This is a genomic window from Oxalobacteraceae bacterium OTU3CINTB1 (assembly GCA_024123955.1).
GTDB lineage: Bacteria > Pseudomonadota > Gammaproteobacteria > Burkholderiales > Burkholderiaceae_D > Rugamonas.
The window spans coordinates 3,005,158-3,031,522 of the sequence record CP099652.1 but is presented as its reverse complement, the minus strand read 5'-3'; the positions used below and the strand labels follow the sequence as shown (position 1 = coordinate 3,031,522).

The 26,365-nt window shown below is 62.9% G+C and carries 28 protein-coding genes; 19 read left to right on the top strand and 9 right to left on the bottom strand.

Annotated elements, in window-relative coordinates; translation table 11 throughout:
• Window positions 1–27: 27 nt before the first annotated feature.
• On the bottom strand, window positions 28–786 hold the full coding sequence (locus NHH73_13335; GenBank protein USX29201.1) for an SDR family oxidoreductase: 759 nt from the start codon (window positions 784–786) through the stop codon (window positions 28–30).
• A 125-nt stretch (window positions 787–911) separates the two neighbouring features.
• Between NHH73_13335 and NHH73_13330 the strand changes: the two genes are divergently transcribed.
• On the top strand, window positions 912–1,508 hold the full coding sequence (locus tag NHH73_13330; protein USX29200.1) for a TetR/AcrR family transcriptional regulator: 597 nt from the start codon (window positions 912–914) through the stop codon (window positions 1,506–1,508).
• 34 nt (window positions 1,509–1,542) lie between these two features.
• On the opposite strand, the gene NHH73_13325 is transcribed toward NHH73_13330, so the two are convergent.
• The 3 genes from NHH73_13325 to NHH73_13315 form a co-directional block, all read right to left on the bottom strand.
• Complete coding sequence (locus NHH73_13325; protein USX29199.1) at window positions 1,543–2,010, bottom strand: FKBP-type peptidyl-prolyl cis-trans isomerase; 468 nt, start codon at window positions 2,008–2,010, stop codon at window positions 1,543–1,545.
• 118 nt (window positions 2,011–2,128) lie between these two features.
• Window positions 2,129–2,911, bottom strand: coding sequence for a hypothetical protein (locus NHH73_13320; protein USX29198.1), 783 nt, complete (start codon window positions 2,909–2,911; stop codon window positions 2,129–2,131).
• An 88-nt stretch (window positions 2,912–2,999) separates the two neighbouring features.
• Window positions 3,000–4,445, bottom strand: a complete 1,446-nt coding sequence (locus tag NHH73_13315) for an NAD-dependent succinate-semialdehyde dehydrogenase (protein USX29197.1) — start codon at window positions 4,443–4,445, stop codon at window positions 3,000–3,002.
• A 170-nt stretch (window positions 4,446–4,615) separates the two neighbouring features.
• On the opposite strand from NHH73_13315, the gene NHH73_13310 reads away from it, so the two are divergent.
• Window positions 4,616–5,020, top strand: a complete 405-nt coding sequence (locus NHH73_13310; GenBank protein USX29196.1) for a hypothetical protein — start codon at window positions 4,616–4,618, stop codon at window positions 5,018–5,020.
• A gap of 14 nt (window positions 5,021–5,034) precedes the next feature.
• Here the strand turns inward: NHH73_13310 and NHH73_13305 are convergent, their stop codons facing one another.
• Window positions 5,035–5,301, bottom strand: coding sequence for a UBP-type zinc finger domain-containing protein (locus NHH73_13305; GenBank protein ID USX29195.1), 267 nt, complete (start codon window positions 5,299–5,301; stop codon window positions 5,035–5,037).
• Window positions 5,302–5,449: 148 nt separating this feature from the next.
• Here NHH73_13305 and NHH73_13300 point away from each other — a divergent pair, with 148 nt between their 5' ends.
• The 11 genes from NHH73_13300 (at window position 5,450) to NHH73_13250 (ending at window position 16,220) form a co-directional block, all read left to right on the top strand.
• Entirely contained in the window at window positions 5,450–6,076 is a 627-nt protein-coding gene (locus tag NHH73_13300) for a response regulator transcription factor (protein USX29194.1), read from the top strand.
• 36 nt (window positions 6,077–6,112) lie between these two features.
• Window positions 6,113–6,385, top strand: coding sequence for a hypothetical protein (locus NHH73_13295; GenBank protein USX29193.1), 273 nt, complete (start codon window positions 6,113–6,115; stop codon window positions 6,383–6,385).
• Window positions 6,386–6,453: 68 nt separating this feature from the next.
• Window positions 6,454–8,175: a molecular chaperone HscC gene (locus NHH73_13290; protein ID USX29192.1), complete on the top strand. Its 1,722-nt coding sequence runs from the start codon at window positions 6,454–6,456 to the stop codon at window positions 8,173–8,175.
• Window positions 8,176–8,190: 15 nt separating this feature from the next.
• A complete protein-coding gene (locus NHH73_13285; protein USX29191.1) occupies window positions 8,191–8,688 on the top strand; it encodes a GNAT family N-acetyltransferase in 498 nt (165 codons plus the stop codon).
• A 58-nt stretch (window positions 8,689–8,746) separates the two neighbouring features.
• Entirely contained in the window at window positions 8,747–9,574 is an 828-nt protein-coding gene (locus NHH73_13280) for an alpha/beta hydrolase (GenBank protein USX29190.1), read from the top strand.
• A gap of 38 nt (window positions 9,575–9,612) precedes the next feature.
• The gene (locus tag NHH73_13275; protein USX29189.1) at window positions 9,613–11,994 is read left to right on the top strand and encodes a tetratricopeptide repeat protein; all 2,382 of its coding nucleotides are present in this window, start codon (window positions 9,613–9,615) and stop codon (window positions 11,992–11,994) included.
• A 98-nt stretch (window positions 11,995–12,092) separates the two neighbouring features.
• Complete coding sequence (locus NHH73_13270) at window positions 12,093–13,085, top strand: MBL fold metallo-hydrolase (GenBank protein ID USX29188.1); 993 nt, start codon at window positions 12,093–12,095, stop codon at window positions 13,083–13,085.
• A 108-nt stretch (window positions 13,086–13,193) separates the two neighbouring features.
• Window positions 13,194–14,036, top strand: coding sequence for an alpha/beta hydrolase (locus NHH73_13265; GenBank protein ID USX29187.1), 843 nt, complete (start codon window positions 13,194–13,196; stop codon window positions 14,034–14,036).
• A gap of 185 nt (window positions 14,037–14,221) precedes the next feature.
• A complete protein-coding gene (locus NHH73_13260; protein ID USX29186.1) occupies window positions 14,222–14,767 on the top strand; it encodes a DNA starvation/stationary phase protection protein in 546 nt (181 codons plus the stop codon).
• Between the two features lie 2 nt (window positions 14,768–14,769).
• Window positions 14,770–15,618, top strand: coding sequence for an ATP-binding protein (locus NHH73_13255; GenBank protein USX29185.1), 849 nt, complete (start codon window positions 14,770–14,772; stop codon window positions 15,616–15,618).
• Window positions 15,597–16,220 carry a response regulator transcription factor gene (locus NHH73_13250; GenBank protein USX29184.1) on the top strand — a complete coding sequence of 208 codons (624 nt, stop codon included), beginning with the start codon at window positions 15,597–15,599 and terminating at the stop codon, window positions 16,218–16,220. Before NHH73_13255 ends, NHH73_13250 begins: the two co-directional genes overlap by 22 nt.
• A 140-nt stretch (window positions 16,221–16,360) precedes the next feature.
• Here the strand turns inward: NHH73_13250 and NHH73_13245 are convergent, their stop codons facing one another.
• Window positions 16,361–17,047, bottom strand: coding sequence for a hydrolase (locus NHH73_13245; protein USX29183.1), 687 nt, complete (start codon window positions 17,045–17,047; stop codon window positions 16,361–16,363).
• 156 nt (window positions 17,048–17,203) lie between these two features.
• On the opposite strand from NHH73_13245, the gene NHH73_13240 reads away from it, so the two are divergent.
• The gene (locus NHH73_13240) at window positions 17,204–17,617 is read left to right on the top strand and encodes a hypothetical protein (protein ID USX29182.1); all 414 of its coding nucleotides are present in this window, start codon (window positions 17,204–17,206) and stop codon (window positions 17,615–17,617) included.
• 34 nt (window positions 17,618–17,651) lie between these two features.
• Here the strand turns inward: NHH73_13240 and NHH73_13235 are convergent, their stop codons facing one another.
• Window positions 17,652–20,654: a histidine kinase gene (locus NHH73_13235; GenBank protein ID USX29181.1), complete on the bottom strand. Its 3,003-nt coding sequence runs from the start codon at window positions 20,652–20,654 to the stop codon at window positions 17,652–17,654.
• Between the two features lie 215 nt (window positions 20,655–20,869).
• On the opposite strand from NHH73_13235, the gene NHH73_13230 reads away from it, so the two are divergent.
• Both NHH73_13230 and NHH73_13225 read left to right on the top strand, forming a co-directional pair.
• Window positions 20,870–21,253 carry a hypothetical protein gene (locus NHH73_13230; protein USX29180.1) on the top strand — a complete coding sequence of 128 codons (384 nt, stop codon included), beginning with the start codon at window positions 20,870–20,872 and terminating at the stop codon, window positions 21,251–21,253.
• A 332-nt stretch (window positions 21,254–21,585) separates the two neighbouring features.
• Window positions 21,586–22,479, top strand: a complete 894-nt coding sequence (locus tag NHH73_13225; GenBank protein USX29179.1) for a PAS domain-containing protein — start codon at window positions 21,586–21,588, stop codon at window positions 22,477–22,479.
• A gap of 252 nt (window positions 22,480–22,731) precedes the next feature.
• Here the strand turns inward: NHH73_13225 and NHH73_13220 are convergent, their stop codons facing one another.
• Window positions 22,732–22,956, bottom strand: coding sequence for a hypothetical protein (locus NHH73_13220; GenBank protein ID USX29178.1), 225 nt, complete (start codon window positions 22,954–22,956; stop codon window positions 22,732–22,734).
• A gap of 175 nt (window positions 22,957–23,131) precedes the next feature.
• Here NHH73_13220 and NHH73_13215 point away from each other — a divergent pair, with 175 nt between their 5' ends.
• The gene (locus NHH73_13215; protein USX29177.1) at window positions 23,132–23,710 is read left to right on the top strand and encodes a chromate transporter; all 579 of its coding nucleotides are present in this window, start codon (window positions 23,132–23,134) and stop codon (window positions 23,708–23,710) included.
• Entirely contained in the window at window positions 23,707–24,294 is a 588-nt protein-coding gene (locus NHH73_13210; GenBank protein USX29176.1) for a chromate transporter, read from the top strand. Before NHH73_13215 ends, NHH73_13210 begins: the two co-directional genes overlap by 4 nt.
• Before the next feature lie 31 nt (window positions 24,295–24,325).
• Here the strand turns inward: NHH73_13210 and NHH73_13205 are convergent, their stop codons facing one another.
• Window positions 24,326–24,964 (bottom strand): hypothetical protein, encoded by a 639-nt coding sequence (locus NHH73_13205; protein ID USX29175.1) that lies wholly within the window; start codon window positions 24,962–24,964, stop codon window positions 24,326–24,328.
• Window positions 24,965–25,349: 385 nt separating this feature from the next.
• On the opposite strand from NHH73_13205, the gene NHH73_13200 reads away from it, so the two are divergent.
• Complete coding sequence (locus NHH73_13200; protein USX29174.1) at window positions 25,350–26,225, top strand: hypothetical protein; 876 nt, start codon at window positions 25,350–25,352, stop codon at window positions 26,223–26,225.
• Window positions 26,226–26,365: the final 140 nt, after the last annotated feature.

Genomic DNA, 26,365 nt, shown 5'->3' with positions numbered 1-26,365 from the left:
GCTAATTATGGGTAAAGTCCGCACGGCTCAGACGCCCAGGCCGCCGGACACGTCGTGCGTGCCGCCGGTCATGTAGCCGCCGTTCGGGCCCGCCAGGAAGCACACCAGTGCCGAGACCTCTTCCAAGGTGGCGATGCGGCGGATCGGGTGCAGGTCCATCAGAAACTCGGGCACGCTATCACCCAGTGCCTCGGTCGACATGTCGGTCGGCATCACGCCCGGCTGGACCACATTGACAGTGATATCGCGGCCGCCCAGGTCGCGCGCCACGCCCCGGGCGTAGCCGGCGATTGCCGCCTTGGTGCCGGAGTAGTCGGCGACGCCGGCGAACGGCACGCGGGTGCCCAGCAGCGAGCCGATGAAGATGATGCGGCCGCCGTTAGACAGAACCGGCGCCGCAGCGCGGGTAGTCGCCACCACGCCCATGACGTTGACCTGCCAAAGGCGATCGAGCTTGACCGTGTCGAGTTCGGGATCATCGACCGTCTTGCCCTGGAACGCGATCGCCGCGTTGTTGACGAGGATATCGAGCTTGCCGAACTGCGCAAGCACCTTGTCGACCAGCGGCTTGGCGGCGGCCATGTCGGCCTGGTCGCTCTGGATCGCGATGGCGCGCACGCCCTTGGCCTTCAGCTTCGCGACCACGTCCTCCGCCTTGCCCGCCGACGACACGTAGCTGATCGCGACATCCGCGCCCAAGTCGGCAAGCGCTTCCGCCGTCGCTGCGCCCAGACCGCGCGAACCGCCTGTTACCAAAGCTACCTTACCCGTCAATGTTTTCAGCATAAAAATCCCTGTTGATTGTTTAAAAGTATCAGTAACGCTCGTTACGATAACGACTAGTATATAATTTTGAAACCGGCTGTCAAGCGATTTCGTAACAGTCGTTATTTTAAATTTGAGGTGAACTGATGGGACGTCATCGCGAATACGATGTCGACAAGGTGCTCGATGCGACGTTGTGCGTTTTCTGGCGCAAGGGCTACGAGGGCACGTCTTATGCGGACCTGACCGAGGCTGCGGGCGTGGAGCGCCCTGCCCTGTACTCGGCGTTCGGCAACAAGGAAGCACTGTTTCGCCGCGTGCTGGAGCGCTACCAGGAACGGTTCATGAACCATCTCCCGGAAGCACTGGGAATGCCGACCGCGCGCGAGGTGGCCAGGCACATACTGTTCAGCTCAGTCGAACTGAATACGCGCTCGCCCGAGCAGGCCGGATGCCTGGGCATTAATGGGTCGGTGGCGGGATCGGACGAGTCGGAGCCGGTGCGGCAGGCGTTGATCGACTTTCGTGCGGCTGGCGAGGTGCAGTTGCGGAAACGTTTTGTGCGGGCGAAGGCCGAGGGCGACCTGCCGCCGACCGCCAATCCGGAGGCGCTGGCGGCCTTCCTGATGGCGGTGATGCACGGCATGGCGATACAGGCGAAAGCCGGCTTCACCCGGGAGATGCTGGAAGCGGTGGCCGAACAAGCCTTGTCGGCCGTGCCCGGCGGCGGCACATCTGCCTGACTTGTCAGATGTGGGCCGCGCCAGGCATGCGGATTTACTGCACGTCGAGCAGTTCGACGTCGAAGATCAGATTGGCGTTGGGCGGAATCGGACCGGCGCCGCTATCGCCGTAACCCATTGCGGCCGGGATGATCAAGGTACGCTTGCCGCCGACCTTCATGCCCTGCACGCCCTCGTCCCAACCCTTGATGACCTGGCCGCCGCCAAGCTGGAAGCTGAACGGCGAGCGGCCGCTCGACGAGTCGAACTGGGCGCCATGCTGCTGCGGGGAGTTCGGCTCGTACAGCCAGCCCGTGTAGTGAACCACGGCGGTGGCGCCGGCCACGGCATCCTTGCCGGTGCCGGTCACGGTATCGATCTTTTGCAAGACAACGGGCGCGACGTTGGCGGCGTTGGGCGCGGCCTCGGTGGTGGCGGGCTGCGGCGGCTTGCTCTTGTCACAGGCGACCAACGCCAAGGTGAGCGTCAGGCCGATGGCGCAGGTGGAAAACAGCTTGTTCATGTGATTCTTTCTTGTTGGTTGGGGTGCGGATGGCGCAGCATACATTGCGCGCGGGCGGATGCCAACACCTGAGCCCGCGCGTGCGGCAACCGATGGCTCCCACCGCCGCAACGCCGGCTTAGCCTGGCGGCTGGGCTTCAACCGCCTCCTGCGCCGTTTGTCGATCGCCGATCTCGCGTGTGATCGTTCCCGGCGCATCGAGCTCGCGCCGCGCCAGCGCCTTCAGCTCATCCGAATCGAGCCCTGCCACCAGCGCCGGGCCCAGCAGGTCGGCCTTGCCGCGATGTCCCGTGCCCCGTAAAACCGCGATGCCGATGCGCACATCACGAACGAGATTGCTCAACTCGGCCGCCAGCCTCGGCGCTTGACGTGGAGGTGGATGCAACGGGAGCGAAAGCGCTGTTTCGTTCACCGCATCCAGCAACTTCAGCGGATCATCGCGATATCGATCGGCCAGTTCGAAGTGCCCTTCCGCCACCAAGGCTGGAAGTGCTGCCCAGGCATATCGCCGCGCCAACTCGGGATGACCGCTATCGAGCTGCGAGAATACTTCGCACGTTGACGCGTGGTCTTCCAAAATGTCGTTGATTTCAACAATCAGCGAAAATCGTCGGATACGACGAAACTCTTCAATGGCGGGGTCGCCATCGAGACCAAAGTGGATATCTCCGGCAAGCAGACGTTCTGCTTGCGTAGCACGTATGTCTCGCAAAAAAGCGCGCGCGGGCTCGTATTTTTCGGCTAGCAGTTGCAATTGAAACATCGTCATGAAAATACCCGGCCGAGCCGGCGCCACGGCAAGCTCGGCATTCTTAAACAACTGTTCAAGCACGGACAGCGCCTCTTCCGACGCGCCTTCCCGCGTCAGTTGCGCCACTCGGCGGTGATCAGCATTAGACATTGGATGTTTCTCTCCATGAGAATTTTTTATTTGGCACCCGCGAAACCAATCCCCGGCGCCGGAAACCGCCGCCTGGGACCGGACAGACCTACACGCCCACCATCGACACCGCCTTGGTGTTCAGGTACGCCTCCAGCGCCTCCGGGCCGCCCTCCGAACCATAGCCCGAATCCTTGACGCCGCCAAACGGCAGCTCGGCGCTTGGCGTGGCCGGCTGGTTAATCCACAGCATGCCGACTTCGACGTTGTGCATCAGCTGGTGCGCGTTCTTGATCGAGCGCGTGAACGCGTAACCGGCCAGCCCGAACGGCAAGCGGTTCGATTCGGCGATCGCCTCTTCCAAGGTGTCGAAGCCGCGCACCGCCGCGATCGGACCGAACGGTTCGTCGTTGAACACCATGGCGTTGAGCGGCACGTCGGCCAGAATCGTCGGCGCGAAGAAGTTGCCGGCGGTGCCGACGCGCTGGCCGCCGGTGGCGACCTCGGCTCCCTTGCTGCGCGCGTCCTCGACCACCTGGCTCATCGCGGTCACGCGGCGCGCGTTGGCCAGCGGGCCGAGCGTGGTGCCGTCGGCCATGCCGTCGCCCAGGGTCAGGCTCTCGGCGTGCGCCACCAGCGCGCGGGTGAACTCGGCCTTGATGCTGTTGTGGACCAGGAAACGCGTCGGCGCGATGCAAATCTGGCCGGCGTTGCGGAACTTGGCGCCGCCACTGGCGGCGACGGCCAGCGCCACATCCGCATCCTCGGCCACGATGACCGGAGCGTGGCCGCCCAGTTCCATCGTCGCCCGCTTCATGTGCGCGCCGGCCAGCGCGGCCAGCTGCTTGCCCACCGGCGTCGAGCCGGTGAAGGTGACCTTGCGGATGACCGGATGCGGAATCAGGTAGCCGGAAATCTCGGCCGGGTCGCCGAACACCAGGCCCACGGTTCCCGGCGGCACGCCGGCGTCGACGAAGCATTGCATCAGCGCGGCGGGCGATGCCGGCGTCTCTTCCGGCGCCTTGCACAGGAACGAGCAGCCGGTGGTCAGCGCGGCCGCCAGCTTGCGCACGATCTGGTTGATCGGGAAGTTCCACGGCGTGAAGGCGGCGACCGGGCCGACCGGTTCCTTCAACACCAGCTGCTGCGCGGCCGGGTTGCGCGACGGCACGATGCGGCCGTACACGCGCATGCCTTCGGCGGCGAACCAGTCGATGATGTCGGCACCGGCCAGCGCTTCGGCGCGCGCTTGCGACAGCGGCTTGCCCTGTTCCTGCGTCAGCAGGCGGGCGATGTCGTCGGCGCGCTCGCGCAGCAGGCTGGCGGCGCGGCGCAGGGTGGCGGTGCGTTCGAAGGCCGGGATCTTGCGCCAGGCGTCGAAGCCGCGCTGCGCGGCCGCCAATGCGTGGTCGAGGTCGGCGATGCTGGCGTGGGCGACGGTGCCGATGGCCTGGCCCGTGGCCGGATTCAGCACCGGAATAGTCTTGCCGCCGGAGGCTTCGCGCCATTCGTTGTCGATGAGAAGGCGGACGTCGGGATAGCTTGCGTTGGTCATTGATAATCTCCAATCGGGTGGTGAGTGCGTGCGGCGGTCGCCCGCTCCATCCTCTACTTTGCCAGAAATACGACAACTGGGTATCACACCGCTTGTCATTCCGATTCTGGTGGACCGTGGACGGGTCCTTGGCGCAAAATGGAGCCATCGCGTGAAAGGACCTTCCGACCATGAACTCGAATGTTGCGACACTGAAATTAGCCGCCCTGCCCACCCTGAGCCGCGCCGAGGAATCCCTGGCCAGCCTGCGCGAATGGCAGCGCACCGGCACCCTGCTTTCCTTCCTTTATATGCGCTCGCTGGGCGGCCTGATGCAAACCGGGCACGGCCGCATCACGGCGCTGAGCGACACCGCGCTGACCGTCGACGCCGGCGGCTCGTCGCTGTACGTGGCGCTGCTCGACGCCAAATACGACGACAGCCCGCAATTGTTCTTCACGGCGAACTACAGCGGCCACTTCCATGTTCCAGGCGTCAGCATCAGCCTGGGCAACCACGACTGGCTGTTTTTCTCGGCCGATCAGATGCCGCAAGGCGTCGTGCTCACGCGCGACACCTTACCCAAGCTGACCTGACGCCGGCGCGATCCCTAGATCGGATCGAACATCTTGCGGTCGACATAGCACCAGCCCCACGTCTCGCCCGGTTCCTTCGAGCGCATGATGGGGTGGCCCGTTTCGGCGAAGTGTTTGCTGGCGTGCTTGTTCTTCGAGTCGTCGCAGCAACCGGTCTTGCCGCAAATCATGCACACCCTCAGGTGTACCCAGCTGTCGCCGATTTTCAGGCATTCCTCGCAGCCGGCCGTGTTGGCGCCGCGTGTGTGGATCAAATTCAAGTGTGCACAGCTGTTGCCCATGGTGGCTCCTCCTTAAGATGGGTCCATCTTACCGCGCGGCGCCGCGTCCGCCTCCTGGTCTTTTGGCGGGCACCATACCAAGGTATAACTATCGGCGCCGGGCAATGTTGCGCAAAATGAGCTCATCAACAACACAGAGGAGCTCGACATGAACACATCCGCATCCATCGTCATCGCCGACGTTCATCCGCTGATCCGCGCCGGCATGGCGTCGCTGATCGAATCGGAGGACAACTTCAAACTGTTGGGCCAGGCCAGCAGCGGCAGCCAGGCCGTCGAAATGTGCGAACGCTTGCAGCCGGACCTGCTGCTGATCGACCTGAACATGCCGGACTGCGACGGCATCGAAGCCATCGGCCGCATCAGCGCGCGCCGGCCGGACGCCAAGATCATCATCCTCAGCGGCCACGAGCGCGAAGAGGACGCCGACCGCGGCATGCGCGCCGGCGCCAGCGCCTACATGCTCAAAAGCGCCCCGCTCGACGACTTGATGGCCTGCATCCACACCGTGCTGTCCGGTAAAAAATACATGATGCCGGAACTGGCGCTCAAGCTCGCCAGCCGCATCCACGGCAACCAGCTGACGCCGCGCGAACGCGACATCCTCGGCCACCTGGCCACCGGCATGAGCAACAAGGTCATCGCGCGCGCGGCCGGCATCGGTGTCGGCACCGTCAAATTCCACGTCAAAAGCATCATGTCCAAACTGAACGTCTGCACCCGGACCGAGGCCGCCATGGTCGCCGCGCGTCGCGGACTCGTCCATTTGGCCTGATCGGCTAAACTCACTATTCAACAACAAGGAGGCACCATGATAGATCGTCACGCGGCAACTTATATTCCGGTCAGCACGGAACGGACCAAGGCCGTCGTCAAGGAATTACGCCCTGGCATGCGGGAGAAAATCGATGTCGCCAGCCTGGCCGATCCGCACAAGCGCGCCGAGGTCGATGCCTGGATCGTCGCCGACGACGACGGCCCGGTGCATTTCATGTACCAGGACGGCCCAGGCGGCCACGAGGTGCAGTTCGGCTTCGCCGACGAGGTGCGCGAGACCATCGCCGAGGCGGAAACCGACCTGTAAGCCGGCGCCATCCAACAATCAAAACGCCTAGTCCCGTGATAAAATGGTAATTTTTCCGGGAAGAAAAAATGATTGTCGGGATAGACCTGGGTACGACCAATAGTTTGATCGCGGTGTGGGAAAACGGCGCGCCGCGCCTGATTCCCAATAGCCTGGGCGAAACGCTGACGCCGTCGTGCGTCAGCGTTGACGAAGACGGCAGCATCCTGGTCGGCCGCGCCGCGCGCGAACGCTTGCAAACCCATCCCGCGCGCACCGCCTCGGTGTTCAAGCGCTACATGGGCAGCGACAAGCAGATCCGCCTCGGCAACCGCGAGTTCCGCCCCGAGGAGCTGTCCGCACTCATCCTGCGCTCGCTGAAGGAAGACGCCGAAGCCGCCTTGGGCCATCCGGTCACCGAGGCCATCATCACCGTCCCGGCCTATTTCTCCGACGCCCAGCGCAAGGCCACCCGCGCCGCCGGCCAGCTCGCCGGCCTGCGCGTGGACCGGCTGTTGAACGAACCGACGGCGGCTTCGCTGGCCTACGGCATCAACCTGCGCGACGCCGAAACCCGCTTCCTGGTGTTCGACCTGGGCGGCGGCACCTTCGACGTTTCCGTGCTCGACCTGTTCGAGGGCGTCATGGAAGTGCGCGCCTCGGCGGGCGACAACATGCTCGGCGGCGAGGATTTCGTGCTGTGCCTGATCAACCATTTCTTCGAGCAGCAAAAGATTCCGCTCGCGCTCAAGAGCGACGCCCACTTCATGCAGCGCCTCATCGCCAACACCGAACGCGCCAAGCGCGCGCTCAGCGAGGCGCCGTCGGCAACGATCCAGATCACCCACAACGACACCGACTACGCGATGACGCTCGACGAGGCGGCGCTCGAGCGCGTCTGCGCCGGCCTGCTGCAGCGCTTGCGCGATCCGGTCGAGCGGGCCCTGCGCGACGCCAACCTGCGCATCACCGAACTCGATAACGTCATCCTGGCCGGCGGCGCCACCCGCATGCCGGTCGTTCGGCGACTGGTCGCGCGCATGTTCGGCCGCTTCCCGGCCTGCGACATCAATCCGGACGAGGTTGTGGCGCTGGGCGCCGCCGTGCAGGCCGGCCTGAAGATGCGCGACGCCGCGCTCGACGAGGTCGTCATGACCGACGTCTCGCCCTACTCGCTCGGCATCGAAGTATCGATGCAATTGGGCGACCGCAGCTATTCGTCGGGCCACTTCGACCCTATCGTCGAGCGCAACACGCCGGTGCCGGTCAGCCGCGTCAAGCGCTACCACCCGGTCAGCGACAATCAGAAATATCTGGAACTGAATGTCTACCAGGGCGAGGCGCGCATGGCGCGCGACAACATCCGGCTCGGCAGCCTGAAGATTCCGCTGCCCACCCTGGCGATCGAGGACAGCGGTATCGATATCCGGTTCACCTACGACGTCAACGGCTTGTTGCAGGTCGAGGCCACCGTCGCCAGGACGCAGGAGACGCATACGCTGGTGATCGAGGGCAATCCCGGCATGCTGTCCGAGGCGGAGATCGCCGCACGCTTCATCACGCTGTCCGAACTGAAAATCCACCCGCGCGACCGCATCGAACACCGCACCTTGCTGGCACGGGCGGAGCGGCTGTACCAGCAGCTGCGCGGGCAAGGCCGCGAATGGTTCGGCGGCCAAATCGTCGCCTTCGAGCAGGCGTTGGAAACACAGGACAAGCGCGTGATCGACCCGGTGTGCGCGCAGTTCGAGGCGACGCTCAACGATATCGAGCACGATAGTTTTACGGTGCCGTTCAATGATCCGCAGTAAGCCAGCAGGAATTTTATGAACATCGAAGTACGATTGGCGCATAGCAGCGAGCGTCTGGTGGTCCGCCACATGATGGAGCTGTACCAGCACGATTTTTCGGAGTTCGACGGCACCGACCTCGATGAACATGGCCAGTACGGCTACTACGACCTGGACTGCTTCTGGATCAATCCGAACTTCTCCGCGTTTATCATCAAGGTCGATGACAAGTGGGCCGGATTCGTCCTGGTTAACGACGAGGTTCTCAATCCTGAAAACTCGGCGACGATTGTCGAGTTCTTTATCCTGCGAAAATACCGCCGCCATGGCGTCGGCCAATACGCCGCGCAAGCAATCCTGGGCGCCCATCCGGGCCGCTGGGAGATCAAGGTCATACAAGAAAATCCGGCGGCGTTTGTTTTTTGGCAGAACCTCATCAAGGCCAACTGGCCCGGCCAGGAAAATGCCGTGACGATAAATGACGAACACTGGCACGGCCCGGTTTTCACCGTAACGACCAAATCCGGAACCTGATGGCGGTGCGGCCATTTAATCGCTGAAACCTTGTTTTTCAACATACCTATTTAAGTCCATGACCAAATTCACTCTTCCCGCCGTCGTCGCCACCGCCCTCCTGCTGGCCAGCGCCGGCAGCCACGCTGCGCCACCGCCCGGCCAGGATGCCCTCGCCGGCCCTAAAATCAAGGTGGATGTCGGCGGGCGCAAGCTGAATATGTATTGCATCGGCAAAGGCTCGCCGACGGTGCTGTTTGAAGCCGACATCGGCCGGGCCGGCTGGGATTGGTCGGCGGTGCTGCCCGAGGTCGCCAAGCGCACCCGCGCCTGCGTGTACGACCGCGCCGGCCTCGGTTCCAGCGATCCGATCATCCGCGCATCGACCGTGGCCAACGCCAGCAAGGATTTGAACTTCCTGATCAAGAACGCGCGACTGGAGGCGCCTTTCGTCGTGGTGGGCGCCGGCTATGGCGGCATGGTGGCGCAACATTTCGCGCTGCGATCGCGCGGCACGGCCGTCTCCGGCCTGATCCTGGTGCAGCCCTTGCACGAAGATGCGCTGCCGGCGGACCGCGCCGCCCAGCTCGATACCGCGCTGGCCTGCCTGACCTCTGCGGAACAGGGCAAAGGCGACCCTGCCTGTACCTACCCGGCCACCAGCGTCAACGGCGACATTGGCCAGGCGCTGGCTGCCGCCCAGGCGGCGCAAGCGGCCAAACCGACCTATTGGCGCGCCCGCGCCTCCGAGTGGGACAGCCTTGAAACCAGCGCCGGCCAGCTGCGAACGGCCCGCAAGCCGTTTGGCGACATCAAAGTGGCCGAAGTGAAAGACGCGCAACCGTCGGCGATCATCGACGCCGTAATCGGCATGCTCGGCGCGCCAGCGGCCGCAAGCAACGAGTAAGCCCCGAGCCCGGGGGAACGAACACCGGCCAGCGACACATGACACAGCATATGACCACCGACTTGAATTTCTTACAGCGACTCAACGTGGGCGAAGACGCCGACGAGCGCGCCATCCGCCGCGCCTACGCGCGCGAACTGAAACTGATCGACCAGGAGACCGACCCGATCGGTTTCCAGACGCTGCGCGAGGCCTACGAGACCGCGCTGGACTGGCAACGCCATCACGCGGCCCAGCCTTTCGCGGCGCAGATCGGCAGCGAGGACCGGCCTGACGACGCCGGCCAACCGATCGCGGCGTTTGCAACGCCAGGGCCGGCACCGGCGGCGGAGCGGCAACAGGCAGCGCCGGCGGAGGGCCATCCCACAGCGCCGTCCGACAGCCACAGCGCGACGCCGGCATCGACGCCCGACGATCCGCACGCCGTGGCGGCCGCTGTGTTTGAGGAATTCCTACGGCGCGCCGGCGCCCTGGTCGAGGCGCGCGCCATCAGCAGCGACGCGCCCTGGCGCCACGCGCTGGGCCTCTGCCTCGCCGACGACCGGCTGGTGCACATCATCGCGCGCGACCTGTTCGAACAGCACGTCGCCGATCTGCTGGCGCAGGGCTGGCAACCGGGCCACGACGTGCTGCTCGAAGCCGCCACCAAGGTCTTCGGCTGGCACAACGACCGCCGCCGCACGCGGGCGCTCGGCTATGCCGGCTACGTGCTCGACAGTGCGATCGACGAGCGCAGCATGTTCGACACGCTGGCCGACCGCGACTACCAGCAACAACTGATCGAGCGCCTGCGCGATCCGCGCCCGCCGACCGCGCGCGAACTGCTGGCCCACACGACGCCGATGGCGATGCTGTTTTCGCGCTTTCCGACCTGGATGCCGCTGGTCACCAGCGCCGCCAACATGGCGCTCTGGCGCGAAAAGGAAGGTGCGCTGCCGGGCTGGCGGCGCATGTTCCAGCGCGCCAAGGCGCGCACAAGCGAGCACGAATTCCGCTGGCGCTTCAACTGGAAGTGGGCCATCTTCATCGCCGTGATCACCCTGGCGCGCGTCGGCTGGAACAGCGGGAGCGCGGACAACAACATGGACGAGACCACCCGGCGCCACGCGCAATCCACCGGCCAGCCGTCGACCGCCGCGCGCGAGAACCTCGCCAGCCTGCTGGCCAAGGCCGACGACATGCTCCAGCAGGGCGACTATGACGGCGCCATCGCCACCTACACGCGCGTGATCCAGCTCGACCCGCGCAATTCGGTCGCCTACTCCAACCGGGCGCTGGCGGCGCTCTTCACCAAGGCCGGCGAGGCCGGCATCGTCGCCGATCTCGACCGGGCAGCAGAACTGGACAGCAACAACGCCAATGTGCCCCGGGCACGCGGCTTGCTGGCGCTGCGGCACGAGCGCTACGACGAGGCGATCGCCGAATTCTCCCGCGCGCAGGAACTGTATCCCGACCATCCGTACACGCTCGACAAGCGCGCCGAAGCCTACGCGCGCGCCGGCCGGTACGACCTGGCGCTGGCCGACATCGACCGCCGCCTCAAGGTGGCGCCGACCGGCAACGTCGACGCCTACCGGTTGCGCCTGCAGATCCTGATCAGGCAGGGCAACGAAGCGGACGCGCTGGCGCAGATCGAAACCATGATCGGCGCCAACAAAAACAATGCGGAGGCCTATTATTACGCCGCCAGCCTCTACCGCAACGCCGGCCAGGAGCGCCAGGCGATTTTCATGCTCGAACGCGGCATCGCCGAGGCGCCGGTCAGCACCTTGTACCTGGCGCGCGAACTGCTGCGCGAGCGCGCCGACCTCGCCGGCCGCCGCGACGACATCGCCAAATGCGTCGCCAATAGCTTCTGCGTCCACTATGCGCTCGAGCAGCGGATCGAGCTCGAATTGGACGACGGCAAACCCGAAGCCGCGCTGAAACTGATTGCCGCCGAAATCGACGGCGGCAAGCTCGACTATGCAAGCCAGCCGGCCATGCTGGCCTATCGCGCCCTCGTCTACGCGAAAACGGGGCAGGCCAAGCTGGCGGAGGCCGGATTCGACGCGGCGCGCGCCGCCGCCGGCACGCGCCTGGCCCAGAACAACCTGGCGTGGTTCCTGGCCACCCACAACACCGCGCTGCCGCGCGCGCTGTCGGCCATCGACGCGGCGCTGGCGGGCCCGGAGCAGATTCCGGCCTACCTCGACACCAAGGCCATGGTACTGCTGCGGATGGGGCGCGACCGCGAGGCCGTGGCCGCCTACGACAAGGTGCTTGCAAGCCGCTCCGGCATGGCGTCTTCCCGCTTCGGCCGCGGCCTGGCCAAGCGGCGCGCCGGCGACCGCGCCGGCGGCGACGCCGACCTGAAGGAGGCACGCCTGGCGTCGCCCGGCGTCGACGATGAGTATGCCCGCATGGGCTTGCGGCCCTGATCGTGCGGCGTACGGCGCGCCCCCTGTCTTCAGTACAGGTGTGGCGCGCCCCTGCTTCGGTTAGCATCGGCGTCATCGTCGCCAACGAAGGATGCCCCATGCCCCCTCGCCACAACCTCCTCGCGCCCCTGCTCGCCTCGCTGCTGATCGCGGTCACCGCCACCCTCGCCGCGCCGCCGGCCGCCCAGGCCGCCGCGCCGCTGGTCGGAACCCAGGCGCCCGGCTACTACCGCATGATGCTGGGCGACTACGAAATCACCGCCCTCTCCGACGGCAGCCACGCCTTTCCGATCGACACCGTGATGACGCATATCACGCCGGCCGCGATCACGCGGGACCTGGCCGACGCCGACCTGGCGCAACCGGTGCAAGGCTCGATCAACGCCTTCCTGATCAACACCGGCAAAAAGCTGATCCTGGTCGACGCCGGCGCCGGCGCCCTGTACGGCGACTGTTGCGGCAAGCTGCTGGCCAACCTGCGCGCCGCCGGCTACCGGCCGGAACAGGTCGACGAACTGCTGATCACCCATCTGCACAAGGACCACGCCGGCGGCATCATGGCGCAGGGCGCAGCGGCCTTCCCCAACGCCGTGCTGCGGCTGTCGCAAGCCGAGGCCGACTACTGGCTGACGCCGGCCAACAAGGCCAAAGCGCCGGATTTCCTGTCGACGTTCTTCGACGCCGCCAAGGCTGCCGTCGCGCCCTACCAGGCCGCTGGCCGCTACCAGCCCTACGGCAAGTTCGGCCAGCTGGAACCGGGCATCGAGGCGCTGCCGGCGCCCGGCCATACCCCGGGCCACGCAATGTACCTGGTGCAAAGCAAAAACCAGCAACTGCTGATCTGGGGCGACATCGTCCACGTCTCCGCCATCCAGCTGCCGAATCCGGAAGCGACCGTCAAATACGACAGCAGCGAGGACGACGCGCACGGTACGCGCACGCGCCTGTTGCAACTGGCGGCCAGCAAGCACATGCTCGTCGGCGCGGCGCACATCGCCTTCCCGGGCCTGGGCCACATCCGCCAGCGCGACGGCCGCTATGACTGGTTGCCCGTGAACTACGACGGCGCGCCGGCATCCAACAAGCGGTAACGCCCACCCAAACGCCGAGTTGCGGACTGGCCTTTTGGCAGGAGCTTTACTTCGATGGGCTGACTACACTGCTATGGCAGCATCCACCCACCCATCAAGGAGCTTCAAATGTCTAACAGCAAACTCTCAGTCGACAGCGTCATCACCGAAGACGGCACCCGCATCCACTTCAAGGATTGGGGCACCGGCCCGGCCGTGGTTTTCAGCCACGGCTGGCCGCTGCAAGGCGACGCTTGGGAAGACCAGATGATCTTCCTGGCCAGCAACGGCTACCGCGTCATCGCCCATGACCGCCGCGGCCACGGCCTGTCGAGCCAGCCATGGAACGGCAACGACATGGACACCTACGCAGACGATCTGGCCACCCTGATCAACGCGCTGGACCTGAAGGATGCGACCTTGGTGGGCCACTCCACCGGCGGCGGCGAAGTGGCGCGCTACATCGGCCGTCACGGCACCGGCCGCGTCGCCAAGGCGGTGCTGGTGGGCGCCGTGCCGCCGCAGATGGTCAAGTCGGACAACAACCCGAACGGCTTGCCGATGTCGGTGTTCGACGGCATCCGCAGCGCCGTGCTGGCCGACCGTTCGCAGTTCTTCAAGGATCTGACCCTGCCGTTCTACGGCTACAACCGCGACGGCGCCAAGCCTTCGCAGGGCGTGCGCGATACCTTCTGGGCACAAGGCATGCAGTGCGGCATCAAGAACGCCTATGACTGCATCAAGCAATTCTCGGAAACCGACTTCACCGAAGACTTGAAAAAGATCGACGTGCCAACCTTGTTCGTGCACGGCAGCGACGACCAGATCGTCCCGATCGACGCCGCCGCGAAGGCCGCCGTCAAGCTGGTCAAGAACGGCACGCTGAAGATCTACGAAGGCGCGCCGCACGGCTTGCCGACCACCCACAAGGACAAGCTCAACGCCGACCTGCTGGACTTCCTCAAGTCCTGAGCGTAGCGCCGGACGGTAGCGGTGCCGGCGGCATGCCGGTACCCCTATCGGGTAATCGATCCCCCTCCCCTATGAACTTTCCACGTCACCCTTTCGGATAAGGGATTATCCGGCCGCGCGCCGGATAATGTCAGCACCGGGTGCCCCATGCCGATTGCGGCGCGGAACAATTTTGAAAGCACATCATGAGCAACGAAAAATCCTCCGACATCCTGCAAGACTTCGGCGCACTGGCCAACGTGCGCATCGGCCTGAGCGCGGAAGTGCGCTCGCAAGGCGTGCGCGCCTTGAACCGCCTGCTGGCCCACACCATGGCCATGCGCGATGCCTACAAGAAAGCACACTGGCAAACTTCCGGCGCCACCTTCCATCAGCTGCACCTGCTGTTCGACAAGCACTACACCGAACAGGTCGCGATCATGGACGCCATCGCCGAGCGCGTGCAAACCCTGGGCGGCGTAACCTTCGCGCTGGCGCAGGACATCGCCGACGAGTCGACCATCTCGCGCACCGCGCCGCGCGGCCGCGAATCGGCCCAGGCGCAACTGAGCCGCCTGCTGGACTCGCACGAAACCATCCTGGTCGAAGCCCGTCCGCTGGCGCGCGCGGCCGCCGAAGCCGGCGATGACGGCACCAACGACCTGATCGTCAGCCAGGTGGTGCGCAGCAACGAGTTGCAAAGCTGGTTCATCGGCGAGCACCTGGCGGCGCAAACGCAGTCCGCCAAGTAACGATGCCCAAGCCCATGGATAACGCGGCGGTATTGACGCTCGATAACGAGCAACTGTACCGCCGCTTGCAGGAAGAAAAAGCGCGCCGGCTGCAAGCCGAGGAAGCGCTGCAGCATGCCACTGAAGAACTGGCAAGGCTGGCCCGCATCACCTCCATGGGCGAGTTCGCCGCATCGATCGCGCACGAGGTCAACCAGCCGCTGGCAGCGATGGTGCTGCACGCCGAAGTGGGCCTGAACGCGCTGACGCACAACCCGCCGCAGCCCGAGCAGGCGCGCGACGCCTTGAAACTGATCATGCACGTGGGCGCCACCGCCGGCGACGTCATCCGCAGCATTCGCGGCATGTCGAGCAAGACCAGTCCCGTGCCGACCTTGTTCGCCGTCGATGAGGCGCTGCGCGAAGTGCTGCGCCTGCTGCGCGCGGAGTTGCACAAACACAGTATTGAAGTCTGCGACGGCCTCGCGCTGGGCGAGCATCAGCTACATGCCGACCGCGTGCAGTTGCAGCAAGTGATGATGAATCTGGTGCTCAATGCCATCGAAGCGATGAAGGACGTGCACGACCGTCCCCGCAAGCTGGCGCTGCGCTCGGCGCTGGCCGACATCTCGGGCACGCTGCGTATCAGCGTGGAAGACAACGGCGTCGGCGTCTCCGCCAAGTTGGCCGAGCGGCTGTTCGATCCGCTGTTTTCCACCAAGCCGGGCGGCACCGGCCTGGGCCTGTCGATCTGCCGCACGATTATCCTGGCGCATGGCGGGCGCATCTGGAGCACCTCGCGCCAGCCGCACGGCACCGCATTTCACATCAGCCTGAAGGGAAATTCCACATGGACACCATCTCCATCCTGATCGCCGACGATCATCCGCTTATCCTCGCCGGGCTTAGCGCCCTGATCAATTCGATGCCGGAGTTCCGGCTGTTGGCGCAGGCGGCCAACGGCTTGCAGGCGGTGGAGCTGTACCGGCAGCACCGGCCGGATGTGGTGATCATGGATTTGAGCATGCCGGAGATGCATGGGGTGGATGCCATCGGGCATATCCGCGAATTCGATGCGGCGGCGCGGATTGTCATCCTGACGACTTACCAGGGGGACGAGGATGTGTATCGCGGCTTGCGGGCGGGAGCGATGGCCTATCTGTTGAAGGATAGCGGTTCGGAGCAATTGGCCAAGTGCATCAGGACGGTGGCTGCGGGGCAGAAATTCTTGCCGGCGGAGGTGGCGGGCAAACTGGCCGAGCGGGCCGAGACGACCAGGCTGTCGCGCAGGGAGCTGGAGATATTGGCGCATCTGGCAACCGGCAAGAGCAACAAGATGATCGCGCGCAGCGCCGAAATCGAGGTGGGAACGGTCAAGTTCCACGTCAATAATATTCTCGCGAAACTGAATGTCGCGAGCCGGACGGAGGCGGCCACGGTGGCTGCACGTCGAGGCCTGCTAAGCGTCTTCTGAGCGCGGCATCAACAATTCCAACGGAGACACGTAGGGCGGATTAGCGAAGCGTAATCCGCCATGCAGGAGCAATCGGCGGCGCATGCATGGCGGATTACGGCTTCGCCTAATCCGCCCTACGTTTCTCCGAGGTGAAGCTATTATTTGGCCGCGATCGGCGCCAGCGTTTTGTGGTCGCTGGTGGTGCGCGGTGCCGCCTTGTGCACCATCGTGTAAGCGTAATCCACGCCCATGCCGTACGCGCCGGAATGCTCGCGCACCACCGCCATCACCGCATCGTAGGTCTCGCGGTGCGCCCAATCGCGCTGCCATTCCAGCATGACTTGCTGCCAGGTCACCGGCACCACGCCAGCCTGGATCATGCGCTGCATCGCGAAGTCGTGCGCTTCCTTCGTGGTACCGCCCGAAGCATCTGCCACCATGTAAATCTCGTAACCGCCTTCGAGCATCGCGCACAGGGCGAAGCTGTTATTGCACACCTCGGTCCACAGACCCGAAACGATCACTTTCTTCTTGCCGTTGGCGGCCAGCGCGTCGCGCACTTTCTGGTCGTCCCACGAATTCATCGAGGTGCGTTCCAGGATGTCTTTACCTGGGAACACATCCAGCAATTCCGGATACGTGTGACCGGAGAACGATTCGGTTTCGACGGTGGTGAGGATGGTCGGAATGTTGAAGATCTTCGCCGCTTTGGCCAGCGCGACGGTATTGTTCTTCAGTACCTGGCGGTCCATCGACTGCACGCCGAACGCCATCTGCGGTTGCTGGTCGATAAAGATCAGCTGGCAGTTGGTCGGGGTCAGGACTTCGAGTTTTGGATTCATCATGATGGCTTCCATATGGTGTAAAGGAGAACGATCATGTTAGGTGCTGGACCGCGCGAACACCACTATCTAAATGTAGGCTCCGGCGACGTGGCAAGTCTGCTAAGCTGCCCGCTAAATCTTACTTAACCTTACTTAACATTACTTAACGGACCTGACATGACCACACCGGACGACGCCGCGCAACGCGCGCAACTGACAGCGCTGGCGCGCGGATTGCGCGACCTGCACAAACAATTGCTGCACATTGAAACCCAGTATTTCGGCGCGGTCGGCAGTCCGCTCGAGTTGTTGCAGCTGGTGACCAACCACCCGCATTTCGCCTGGCTGCAAAAGCTCTCCGGCCTGATGGCGCAGATGGACGAGCGGCTCGACGAGCCGGAACCCATCGCCGTGGCCGACGCGCTGGTGTTCCGCCGCGCGGTGGAGGCGCTGATCGGCCCGTCCGAGGAAGGCGACATGGAATTCCGCGCCAAGTACAACGCCTTGCTGCACGACGCGCCGGAAGTGGTGATGTCGCACGGCGCGGTGCGCAAGCTGCTGGCCGCGATCGGCACCGCACCGGCCGCTTAGCTTCGCCTGGTCTAATCCGTGCGGCAGTGCATGGCTAGCCGCGCAGCCGCAAGCGGCGCAGCAAGCGCTTCCACCGCGACTGGCCGACATAGGCCAGCGCGGCGGGAATCGTCAGCCTCACGCGCGTGCCGATCAACGGGCTGTCGATCACCAACGCGGCGCCGATGCGCGCGGCACGCTCCGCCATGCCCGGCAGGCCCCAATGGCCGGCGCGCTTACCTTCCGACAGGATCTCGGCGGGAATACCCTTGCCGTCGTCGGCCACCTGCATGACGAACTGGTCGGCACCATAGCGCAAGGTTACCTGGATCGACTTCGCGCCCGCGTGGCGGAAAGCGTTCATCAGCGCCTCGCGGCCGATGCTGTAGGCCTCGCAACTGGCATCTTCCGTCAAGTCCACCGCATCGCCTTCGCTGCGCAGGCTGAAGACGCTATCGTGGCTCTCCTGCAGCACCTCGCCGACGATCGTCAGGCCGCGCTCGAGATCGCCGTCGCTCATCGCGCTCGAACGCAGGTCCTGGACCTCGTCGCGCCCCTCCTCGATCACGCGGTCGGCCAGCAGCAGCATGCGCTCCAGCCGCGCGCGGGTGGAAGAGTCCCCCGGCAAGGCGCTCATCGCGTTCTGGAAGCCCAGCACCAGTCCCTGCACGCTTTGCAGGAAGGTATCGTGCAACGTGCGGGCGATACGCTCGCGTTCGGCCATGCGCTCGGCGATGCGCAAGGTGGCCTGGCGCAGCCACAGCCGATATAGCAGGTACAGCAAGCCGGCGGCGACCAGCGCGCACAGGACGAAGAACAGCGGCGTTTGTCTGAACGTCGGCAGGATGGTCAGCGTGATCGAGGTGTCGCGCTCGTTCCACTGCCCGAGCTCATTGACGGCGGCGATGTGGAAGCGATAGTCGCCCGGCCCCACGTTGGTGTACGACACGGCGCGGCGGTTGCCGGATTCCTGCCAGTCGGCATCGACACCCTCCAGTCGATACCTGAAGCGTACCATTTCCGGCATCCTGTAGCTGAGCGCGGTGAACTCGATGCGGAACGAGGTCGTGCCCGGCGCCAGTTGTACAGCCTTCGAAAAATCCAGATAGCGCTTGCCCTTGGCCACCAACGTCTCGACCACCACCTCCGGCGCATACTGCGGCGGATAGGATTTGGTGGTATCCAGGCGGACCATGCCGGTGGCGCCGACGAACCATAGCTGGCCGTCGACGTCGCCCAGGGCCGTGGTCCCGCGGGTGCTGGTATCGGCAAAACCGGGATAGCCGTCCAGTACGCCATACAACACGTATTTCAGCGGTACGCCGGGCGCGGCCGTCGCGGCCCTCCAATCCGCCGCCTCAACGTGAACCACGCCCTTGCTGCCGTTGAGCCAGCGGTCGCCGTTGGCGCCCACCACGGTGCCCGTCACACCCGCGAGCACATCGGGATCGGCGGCAACCAGGCGGTGGAACGCGCCGCCGCGCAACACCGCCAGGCCGCCGATGCCGCCGGCCACGACTTCGTCGCCGGCGACGTGCAGATGAGTGGACGGGCCGATATCGTTCTCCGCCGACATGCGATAGCGCGTGAAGCGGCCATTATCGAAATACACGATAGTCCCGTCATCGTAGCAAAGCCAGAGCGTTCCCTTGCCAGCGCCCGCATCGGCCACGAAGCGGCCAGGCGGCAAGCCCAGATCGGCCTGGCTGGTCCATTTTCCGTCCACCAGCCTGAACATACCGCGCCGCGAGATCGACACCCACAAGCCGACGCCATCGTCGAACACCCGCCCCACGGCCACGGGGTCGCCGGCGTCGAGCGGGTCCGGCGGATAAGCGATGCGCTCGGAACGATCCGGATAGCGCCGCTCGATCGCGTCCGGGCGGGCCAGCAGCAATGCGCCGTCGCGGGCGTTGCCGATGGCGCCGACATCGCCGGGCGGGAAGCGTTCATCGATGGCTTGCGCGCCGTCGGCCCGCAGGCGCCACACTTGCCCCGATGGCAGACTCAGCGCCAGCACATGGCCCGAGTCGTCCCGCGCCAATTTAAAAGCACGCCCGCCGCCGGCCAGCTTGACCGGCGCCAGGCGGTTGTGACGGAAACGCTCCACGCCGGCCTGGGTGCCGATCCAGATGCTGCCGTCGCGGTCCTCGAACAGGATGTTGCCGGTCAGGCTGCTGAGCTGCCAGGGCTGGTCCAGCCTGTGGCCAGGCCGGGCGTTGGGGGTCATCAGTCGGCTGGGCATGGCCCCCACGCCATCGGTCCGGCAGACGCCGACAGGACAGGCCAGCGCCCAGAAATTGCCATCACGGTCGAACAGGCCGTTTTCCTGGCCCTGCGATTGCGCCAGCCAGGCCGGACGCGGCTTGAGCGGGCCCACATGCTGGGCCGGCACCGGTATCAGCCGGTCGTGCATGTCCTGCCACAACCGTCCATCCGGCGATTCGATCAGGTTGACGGTATGCACATCCTGGCGTTGCACCTGGCGGAAGTTTTTGGCGCCGGCGGGCCGCACATACACCGCGTGGCCGACGGCGACCCAGACTTGTCCGTACTGATCGGCGACCACGTTGGACACCTCGCCCGCCGGCAAGCCCAGTTCCGGCCCGACGTTGTGCCAGGCGCCGCCGCGCAGTTGCAGCAGCGCGCTGGTGGTGGCGACCCACAGCTCGCCGCGCTCATCGGTGGTGGCGCTGGTCACAGGCCCTATCCGCGCTTTGCCCACCATGGCCGGGTAATGGGTGATATGGCCGCCATGCAGCCGACTGAGTCCGCCAAACAGATAGCCGATCAGCAGATCGCCGTCGCGCAGCGCCGTCAGCGCGGTCACGGGACGCTTGGGCGCGGTCTCGCCGTTCAAGGCCTCGAAGCGCCGGAAGCGCATGCCGTCAAAGCGGTAGAAGCCGTCGACGCTGCCGATCCACAGCCAGCCATCGGTAGTCTGCGCCATCGACGACACCTGCGCCGGTGCGCCATCCTTGCCGGTCCAAATGTCGTGATGCAGCTCGTCGAGGGGAACTTTGCCGTCGAGCGCCATCGCGCTGGCAGACGCGAACACCAACAACACCACTAGCCGACGTAACGACAGCAACATAAAAGTCATACGGCGAAAGAGAAATTAACAACCCGCCATCATAGGCGATTTTCCCTACAACCACATCAGGGGCATCCACCACTTGACGATTGCTATCGAAACCATAGAAATAATAGAATTTACCAATCGCCTTCAGGTGCGTATTCTGACAACTCCAACCCAGCCAAACGAGTATCGTCATGAACAAGTCCGCAGCAGCCATTTCCGTCCGCCCTCTTCCGCTCAGCGGCATTTTGTTGGCACTCGCGTATGCCGTGGGCATGCTGGGTGCTGAAATGCTGGGATGGGCCTTGTTCGCGGTGGGCGCGATGGTATGGATGATGGCGGACGGCAGGACGGTGGTGCGCATGCTCACGCGCAGCACGCCCCATCACACGCAGCGCCTGATCATCTACAGCACGCCACCGGCGATCGCCCTGCTGGCCTACATGACACTGGCCGGCGGCCAGGCTGATGCCGTCGTCGGCGGCGCACTGGCCTTGCATGCCTTGCTGGTCTGGGCGGTGCTGATGGGGGCGGCCTACGCTGTTTCTCAACAAACAGCGGTAAGCCAGCGTATTTAAAGCGGATTTCGCAGATATCCACACCAACTGTGGATAACGTTGTGAATAACCCCCACTTGACAGCAGAGAACGCCTTTAACGACGGGGGTTTTAATAAAATGCCCAATCTGAAGGCAGATTTTTTCCCCAATAAAATCAATCACTTACAACATCAAATTTTTTAGCCGCCAAGCTTTTTGAGGCCGCTTGAAAAATATTTTTCTGTGCATAAGTAGGGTGGGAGACAACTATGTCACGCCGCACAGGGGAATCCTTTGACAAAAGTACGTGTGAGGAATAGTGTGGCTCTGGAGGTACGCATGGCCTCCATAGACTCGCCTCGGGATTGATGCATGAACCAGAATGACGATGACACCGATTGGATGATAGAAGACGAGGTTGCACCGGTCGGCGCGCCGCAGGCGGGAGCGCCGTCGGCGCCACCGCCGTGGCGGGTACTGATCGTGGACGACGACGTCGATGTCCACGTGGTCACCAAATTTTCCCTTAGTAATGTGTGTTTCCTCGGGCGGCGACTCAGCTTTCTGCATGCCTACAGCGGCGAGGAAGCCCTGAATACGCTGCGCAACACGCCCGACATCGCGCTGGTGCTGCTGGACGTCATCATGGAGACCAGCGACGCCGGCCTCAATGTCGCGCGCCAGATCCGCGACGCGCTGCATAACCAACTGGTGCGCATCGTGCTGCGCACAGGCCAGCCGGGACAGGCGCTCGAACACAGCATCATCCTGGACTACGATATCAACGATTTCTGGTGCAAGACCGACCTGACCACGCGAAAGCTGTTCACGACGGTGATCTCTTCGTTGCGCGCATATAACGGTTTGGAAGAAGCTCACCGGCAAACGGTGGCGCTGCAGACACAGCTGGACCATGCGCAGCGGCTGCTGGCCGCCGTCGACCAGCACGCCATCATCATGACGTTGACTCCGCGCGGCAAGATCGCCACCGTCAACGACAAGTTCAGCAGCGTCTTGCAGTTCACGCGAGACGAACTGATCGGGGCCGATCTGCGCCTGTTGCATCCGCCACCCTACCCGGAGGATCAACTGGCCGATGCTTTGCAAGCCGTCAAAGAGCGAGAAAGCTGGACCGACGTCGTCACCGCCTGGCGCCGCGACGGCCAGGAGGTGCGGCTGCGTGTGACAGTCAGCCCGCTTGAAGAACCGGCCACGCCATACATTGTGGTGGCCAGCGTTTTGCAACCGCTCAAAAAACTCCTGTAAGTTACGGATTGTTAAGCACTTTTTCGGATATCCACAGCCTCTGTGGATATCTATGTGGACAACACCCCATTGACATCGCGGAACGCCTGTAACGACGCGGTTTTCTACAAACTGCCCATCCAAAAGGCAAAATTAAAGCCCTTGGAAATCAACAACTTACGGTGACATCGATTGTCACACGAAATTATTTAAAAAAAATTCTTGTCAACATGATGTGTGCATAACTAAACACAAACCCGGTTCATGTGCTGGTCAGTGATGCTCCCTGCGGCGTTGCTCTGGATGCAGCAAGACGCGTTCGATCACCTGCGGCGCGACGTTGTGCGACTTCATATACTCGATCGCGCAAATCGTATTGAAGCTCGACTGAACGATGATGCCGCGTTCGACGACGGCGCTGCTGCGTTCGTCGTGCCGCTGCTGAGTGAAGTCGGCTTTCGGGACGGATTCCAGACGGGGGGATAGGAGAGCGTTCATCATGATCCTTTGCAAGAGGTTGAGGGACATTTGATCCCGATCAAAGTGACGTGCAACGAGAGTATGAGCGACACGAACTCAAAGTCAATGTCAGGTTCCTATCATTCCAGAATTAAAATATTGCTCGTACTGAACTCAATAGACACAAGGCAATAACCGGGGCGATAATGAACGGATGACTCCAGAGACGCCGCGCCCCCGCCCCACTTCGCTGTTTGATTTATTCCTATCGTTCACCATCTTGGCCCTGCAGGGCTTCGGCGGCGTGCTCGCGGTCGTACAGCGCGAGATGGTCGAGCGCAAGCGTTGGCTGACTCAGGATGAGTTTGTCGAGGACTGGGCGGTCGCCCAGATCATGCCCGGTCCCAACGTGGTCAACCTGTCGCTGATGATAGGCAGCCGCTATTACGGCCTGCGGGGCGCCATGGCGGCGCTGGCCGGCATGCTGACGGTGCCCTTGATAGTCGTGCTGTGCCTGGCGCTGCTGCATGCGCAATACGCCAACCATCCAGGCGTGGCGGGCGCGCTGCGCGGCATGGCGGCGGTGTCGGCCGGCATGATCGCCGCCACCGGTGTCAAGCTGGCCTCGGCGCTGCGCAAGCATCCACTGCCGATATGGCTGACCGGCCTGATCGCCGTGCTGTGCGTAGGCTTCGTCGTGGTCATGCGTTTGCCGCTGGCCTACACCCTGCTGATACTCGGCAGCATTGCCGTCACCTTGACCTACCGCACCATGAAAGCGAAGTTGCCATGAGCGCGGCGCCGATCCATATCGTTTTAAGCTTTACCGACTGGCTGAACCTGTTCGGCCATTACATGCTGTTGTCGCTGCTGTCGATCGGCGGCGCGATCTCGACCACGTCGGAGATGCACAGGTTTCTGGTTGAGGAGCACCATTGGCTGACGCAATCGCAATTCAACGACTCGATCGCCATCGCCCAAGCCGCGCCGGGACCGAACGTGCTGTTCGTCGCGCTGATGGGCTGGAATGTGGGGTTGAACGCTGGCAGCTATGCGGCGGCGTTTGCCGGGGTGGCGGTGACGATGTTCGGCGTTCTGCTGCCCAGCACCACGTTGACTTATCTGGCCGCGCGCTGGGGCCACCGCAACCGCGAGCTGCTGGGTGTGCGGGCGTTCAAGCAAGGCATGACGCCGGTGGTGGTGGGATTGATGGTATCCGTCGGGATCATCTTGGGCAGCGCCAACAGCAACTGGACCACCGACTGGCCGTTGTGGCTGTTGTCGGTGGTGGCTGGCGTGATCATCTGGCGCACCAAGCTGCATTTGCTGTGGCTGCTTGGTGCGGGCGCCGCGCTGGGTTGGTACGGGCTGGTGTGAACTAAACGATCTGACAGCAGTTACTTTGCCGTTAATTAATATTCTTCGTGCAGCGTTTGCGGATTTTTTTTCGGCCGTTCACGTAGGTCGTGTTGATCTGTTCATAGCACGAGAAGTCGCCGTCCTCGTCCACGAGCATCGTTAAAGAAGATTCACTTTGCAGGACGAGTTTGCCCTTTCGCCAGCAATGGGTCGCCGCATACATATTTTCGGCGCCACCCTTCCACGAACTCGTCACGCAATTTGGATTGCCGGGATCGATATCGATCCCTCCGAGGTCGGATAGCACCTTGCTGAAAACGAAGCGCCGGCTCGCGCGGTCGTAAAGAAACACGGAACTGCTTTCATTGCCTATCGCCGCCATGGCGCTGGTGACAACCAGGTCACCACAACCGTCGTTATTGAAATCGCGGGAGGAAAGGGACTCGCTGTCAGCCCGATAATTTTCCACGTGCTCAAGTACCTGAAGAATCTTGCCGCTTTTAATGTCTTCAACTTGCACACTGCCAACTTGCGATTCGACGCCACCCTCAGGCAACCATTTAAAGCGCAATACTTCTTCGGGACGCGGGCCGCACCATGGGTCCGCCCATGCGGAAGGCGAGCATGACGACAGCACGGTAAGTAACATGATTAAACGTAGCATATTTTCCCCAACAATGGCTGCCATGTGAACGGCGCTTGGCAAGGGACACATCTTACAGAATGATCGAGTCCCGCGCCTGCGTTGGGGGCGACTGCTGCAGTCGCCCTGTTACAAGCATCCGCTTTCTCGGCCATTTCGCCCAACCAACTTGCCCTCGTTCCACAGGGTAGGTTGGCTAAAACCTTTCACTTGCTTGTTCCTGATAGACCTTCAGGATGACGATCCAATATGCGCAATGCCAGCTTCGGCGCGAGCACGCAGATGGCGTGACAATTGTTGAGTTTTTCAGTTGAGCAAGATGCTATCCTTGCAAAACGGCGCCTGTCGGCCAGAATCTGACGTACAAAGAAACTTCTTGATGCAAAAGACACAACAGTTCACACAATTCCCATTAACCTGATGGAAACATATGACTTCAGTCCCTGTACTACGGAAAACAGAGTTTGAACGCGACGATTTTGACCAGATGTGCCTGTTCACTGGCGCGCCGGTCAAAAAAACCAGACAAGGAGAGCATGTGATCCCACGCTGGTTGATAGCTGACTATGAACTCAACCGTAAGCGAATTGAAATGGGATGGCCAGGAGGTCTCGCAGAAATCAAGATGTTTCGTACACGCGCCGACCCTACTGCTAACGGTAGGTTCGGCGCTCTAGAGGATCATGTTAAGTCAGGGAAGTGGTCGCTTGACGGGCTGCATCTCTGGCATAAAAAGATTTCTGCAGGAATGATGCTCTGCCATTGGCGCATGGCACAGAATAGATTTCACCCCCAGGCCCCAAAAGATTTCGATGCACGCCACTTGGTATCTACACTCGAAGATTTTCGTAAGGACTTTCAAAAATTCGCGGGCAAACAACCCTTCAAGCGCAATGGATCGACATTGATATTGCCAACTAGCGTCCCAGGTGGGTGGCTAGCGCATGTGTTCGGCTCGACGGTCTTCCAAGGCGTAAAGCTTGACGCGCTGTTGCCGTTTGGCATGCTTGCGGTAACCCTTCAAAACAAACTCATCGTTTCAGTGTTCCACGATCCAAAGCGCGAATTCGAGAGTTCTCGGCTGGTGAAGGAGTGGCAAGCGCAAAATCTGGACAAGTGTTCAGATGCGCCAAGAGTAGCAGCAGCCCTAGCTGTCATCTATTCAGAGTTTGTTTTTAAGGCAAGAGCCGAGACTCTTGCAATTGAGGGCGAAGGGTTCGAGGCTTTGCTTAAGGGAATCGGGTATCAACTTGGACTGGACATCGATCCGAAAACGCACGAGTACTCGCCGCGCGTCACGGCCTAGACCCGGAAAGTGTCCACAATTTTGACACTTGCCTCTTACACTGTCCATGATGAATCTCCACTACCGGCCAGGAGCGAAGGTTCGTAGTTAAAGCAACTGTGCATTTATACAATTAATTGAATTAGATAAACTTCCGAAAT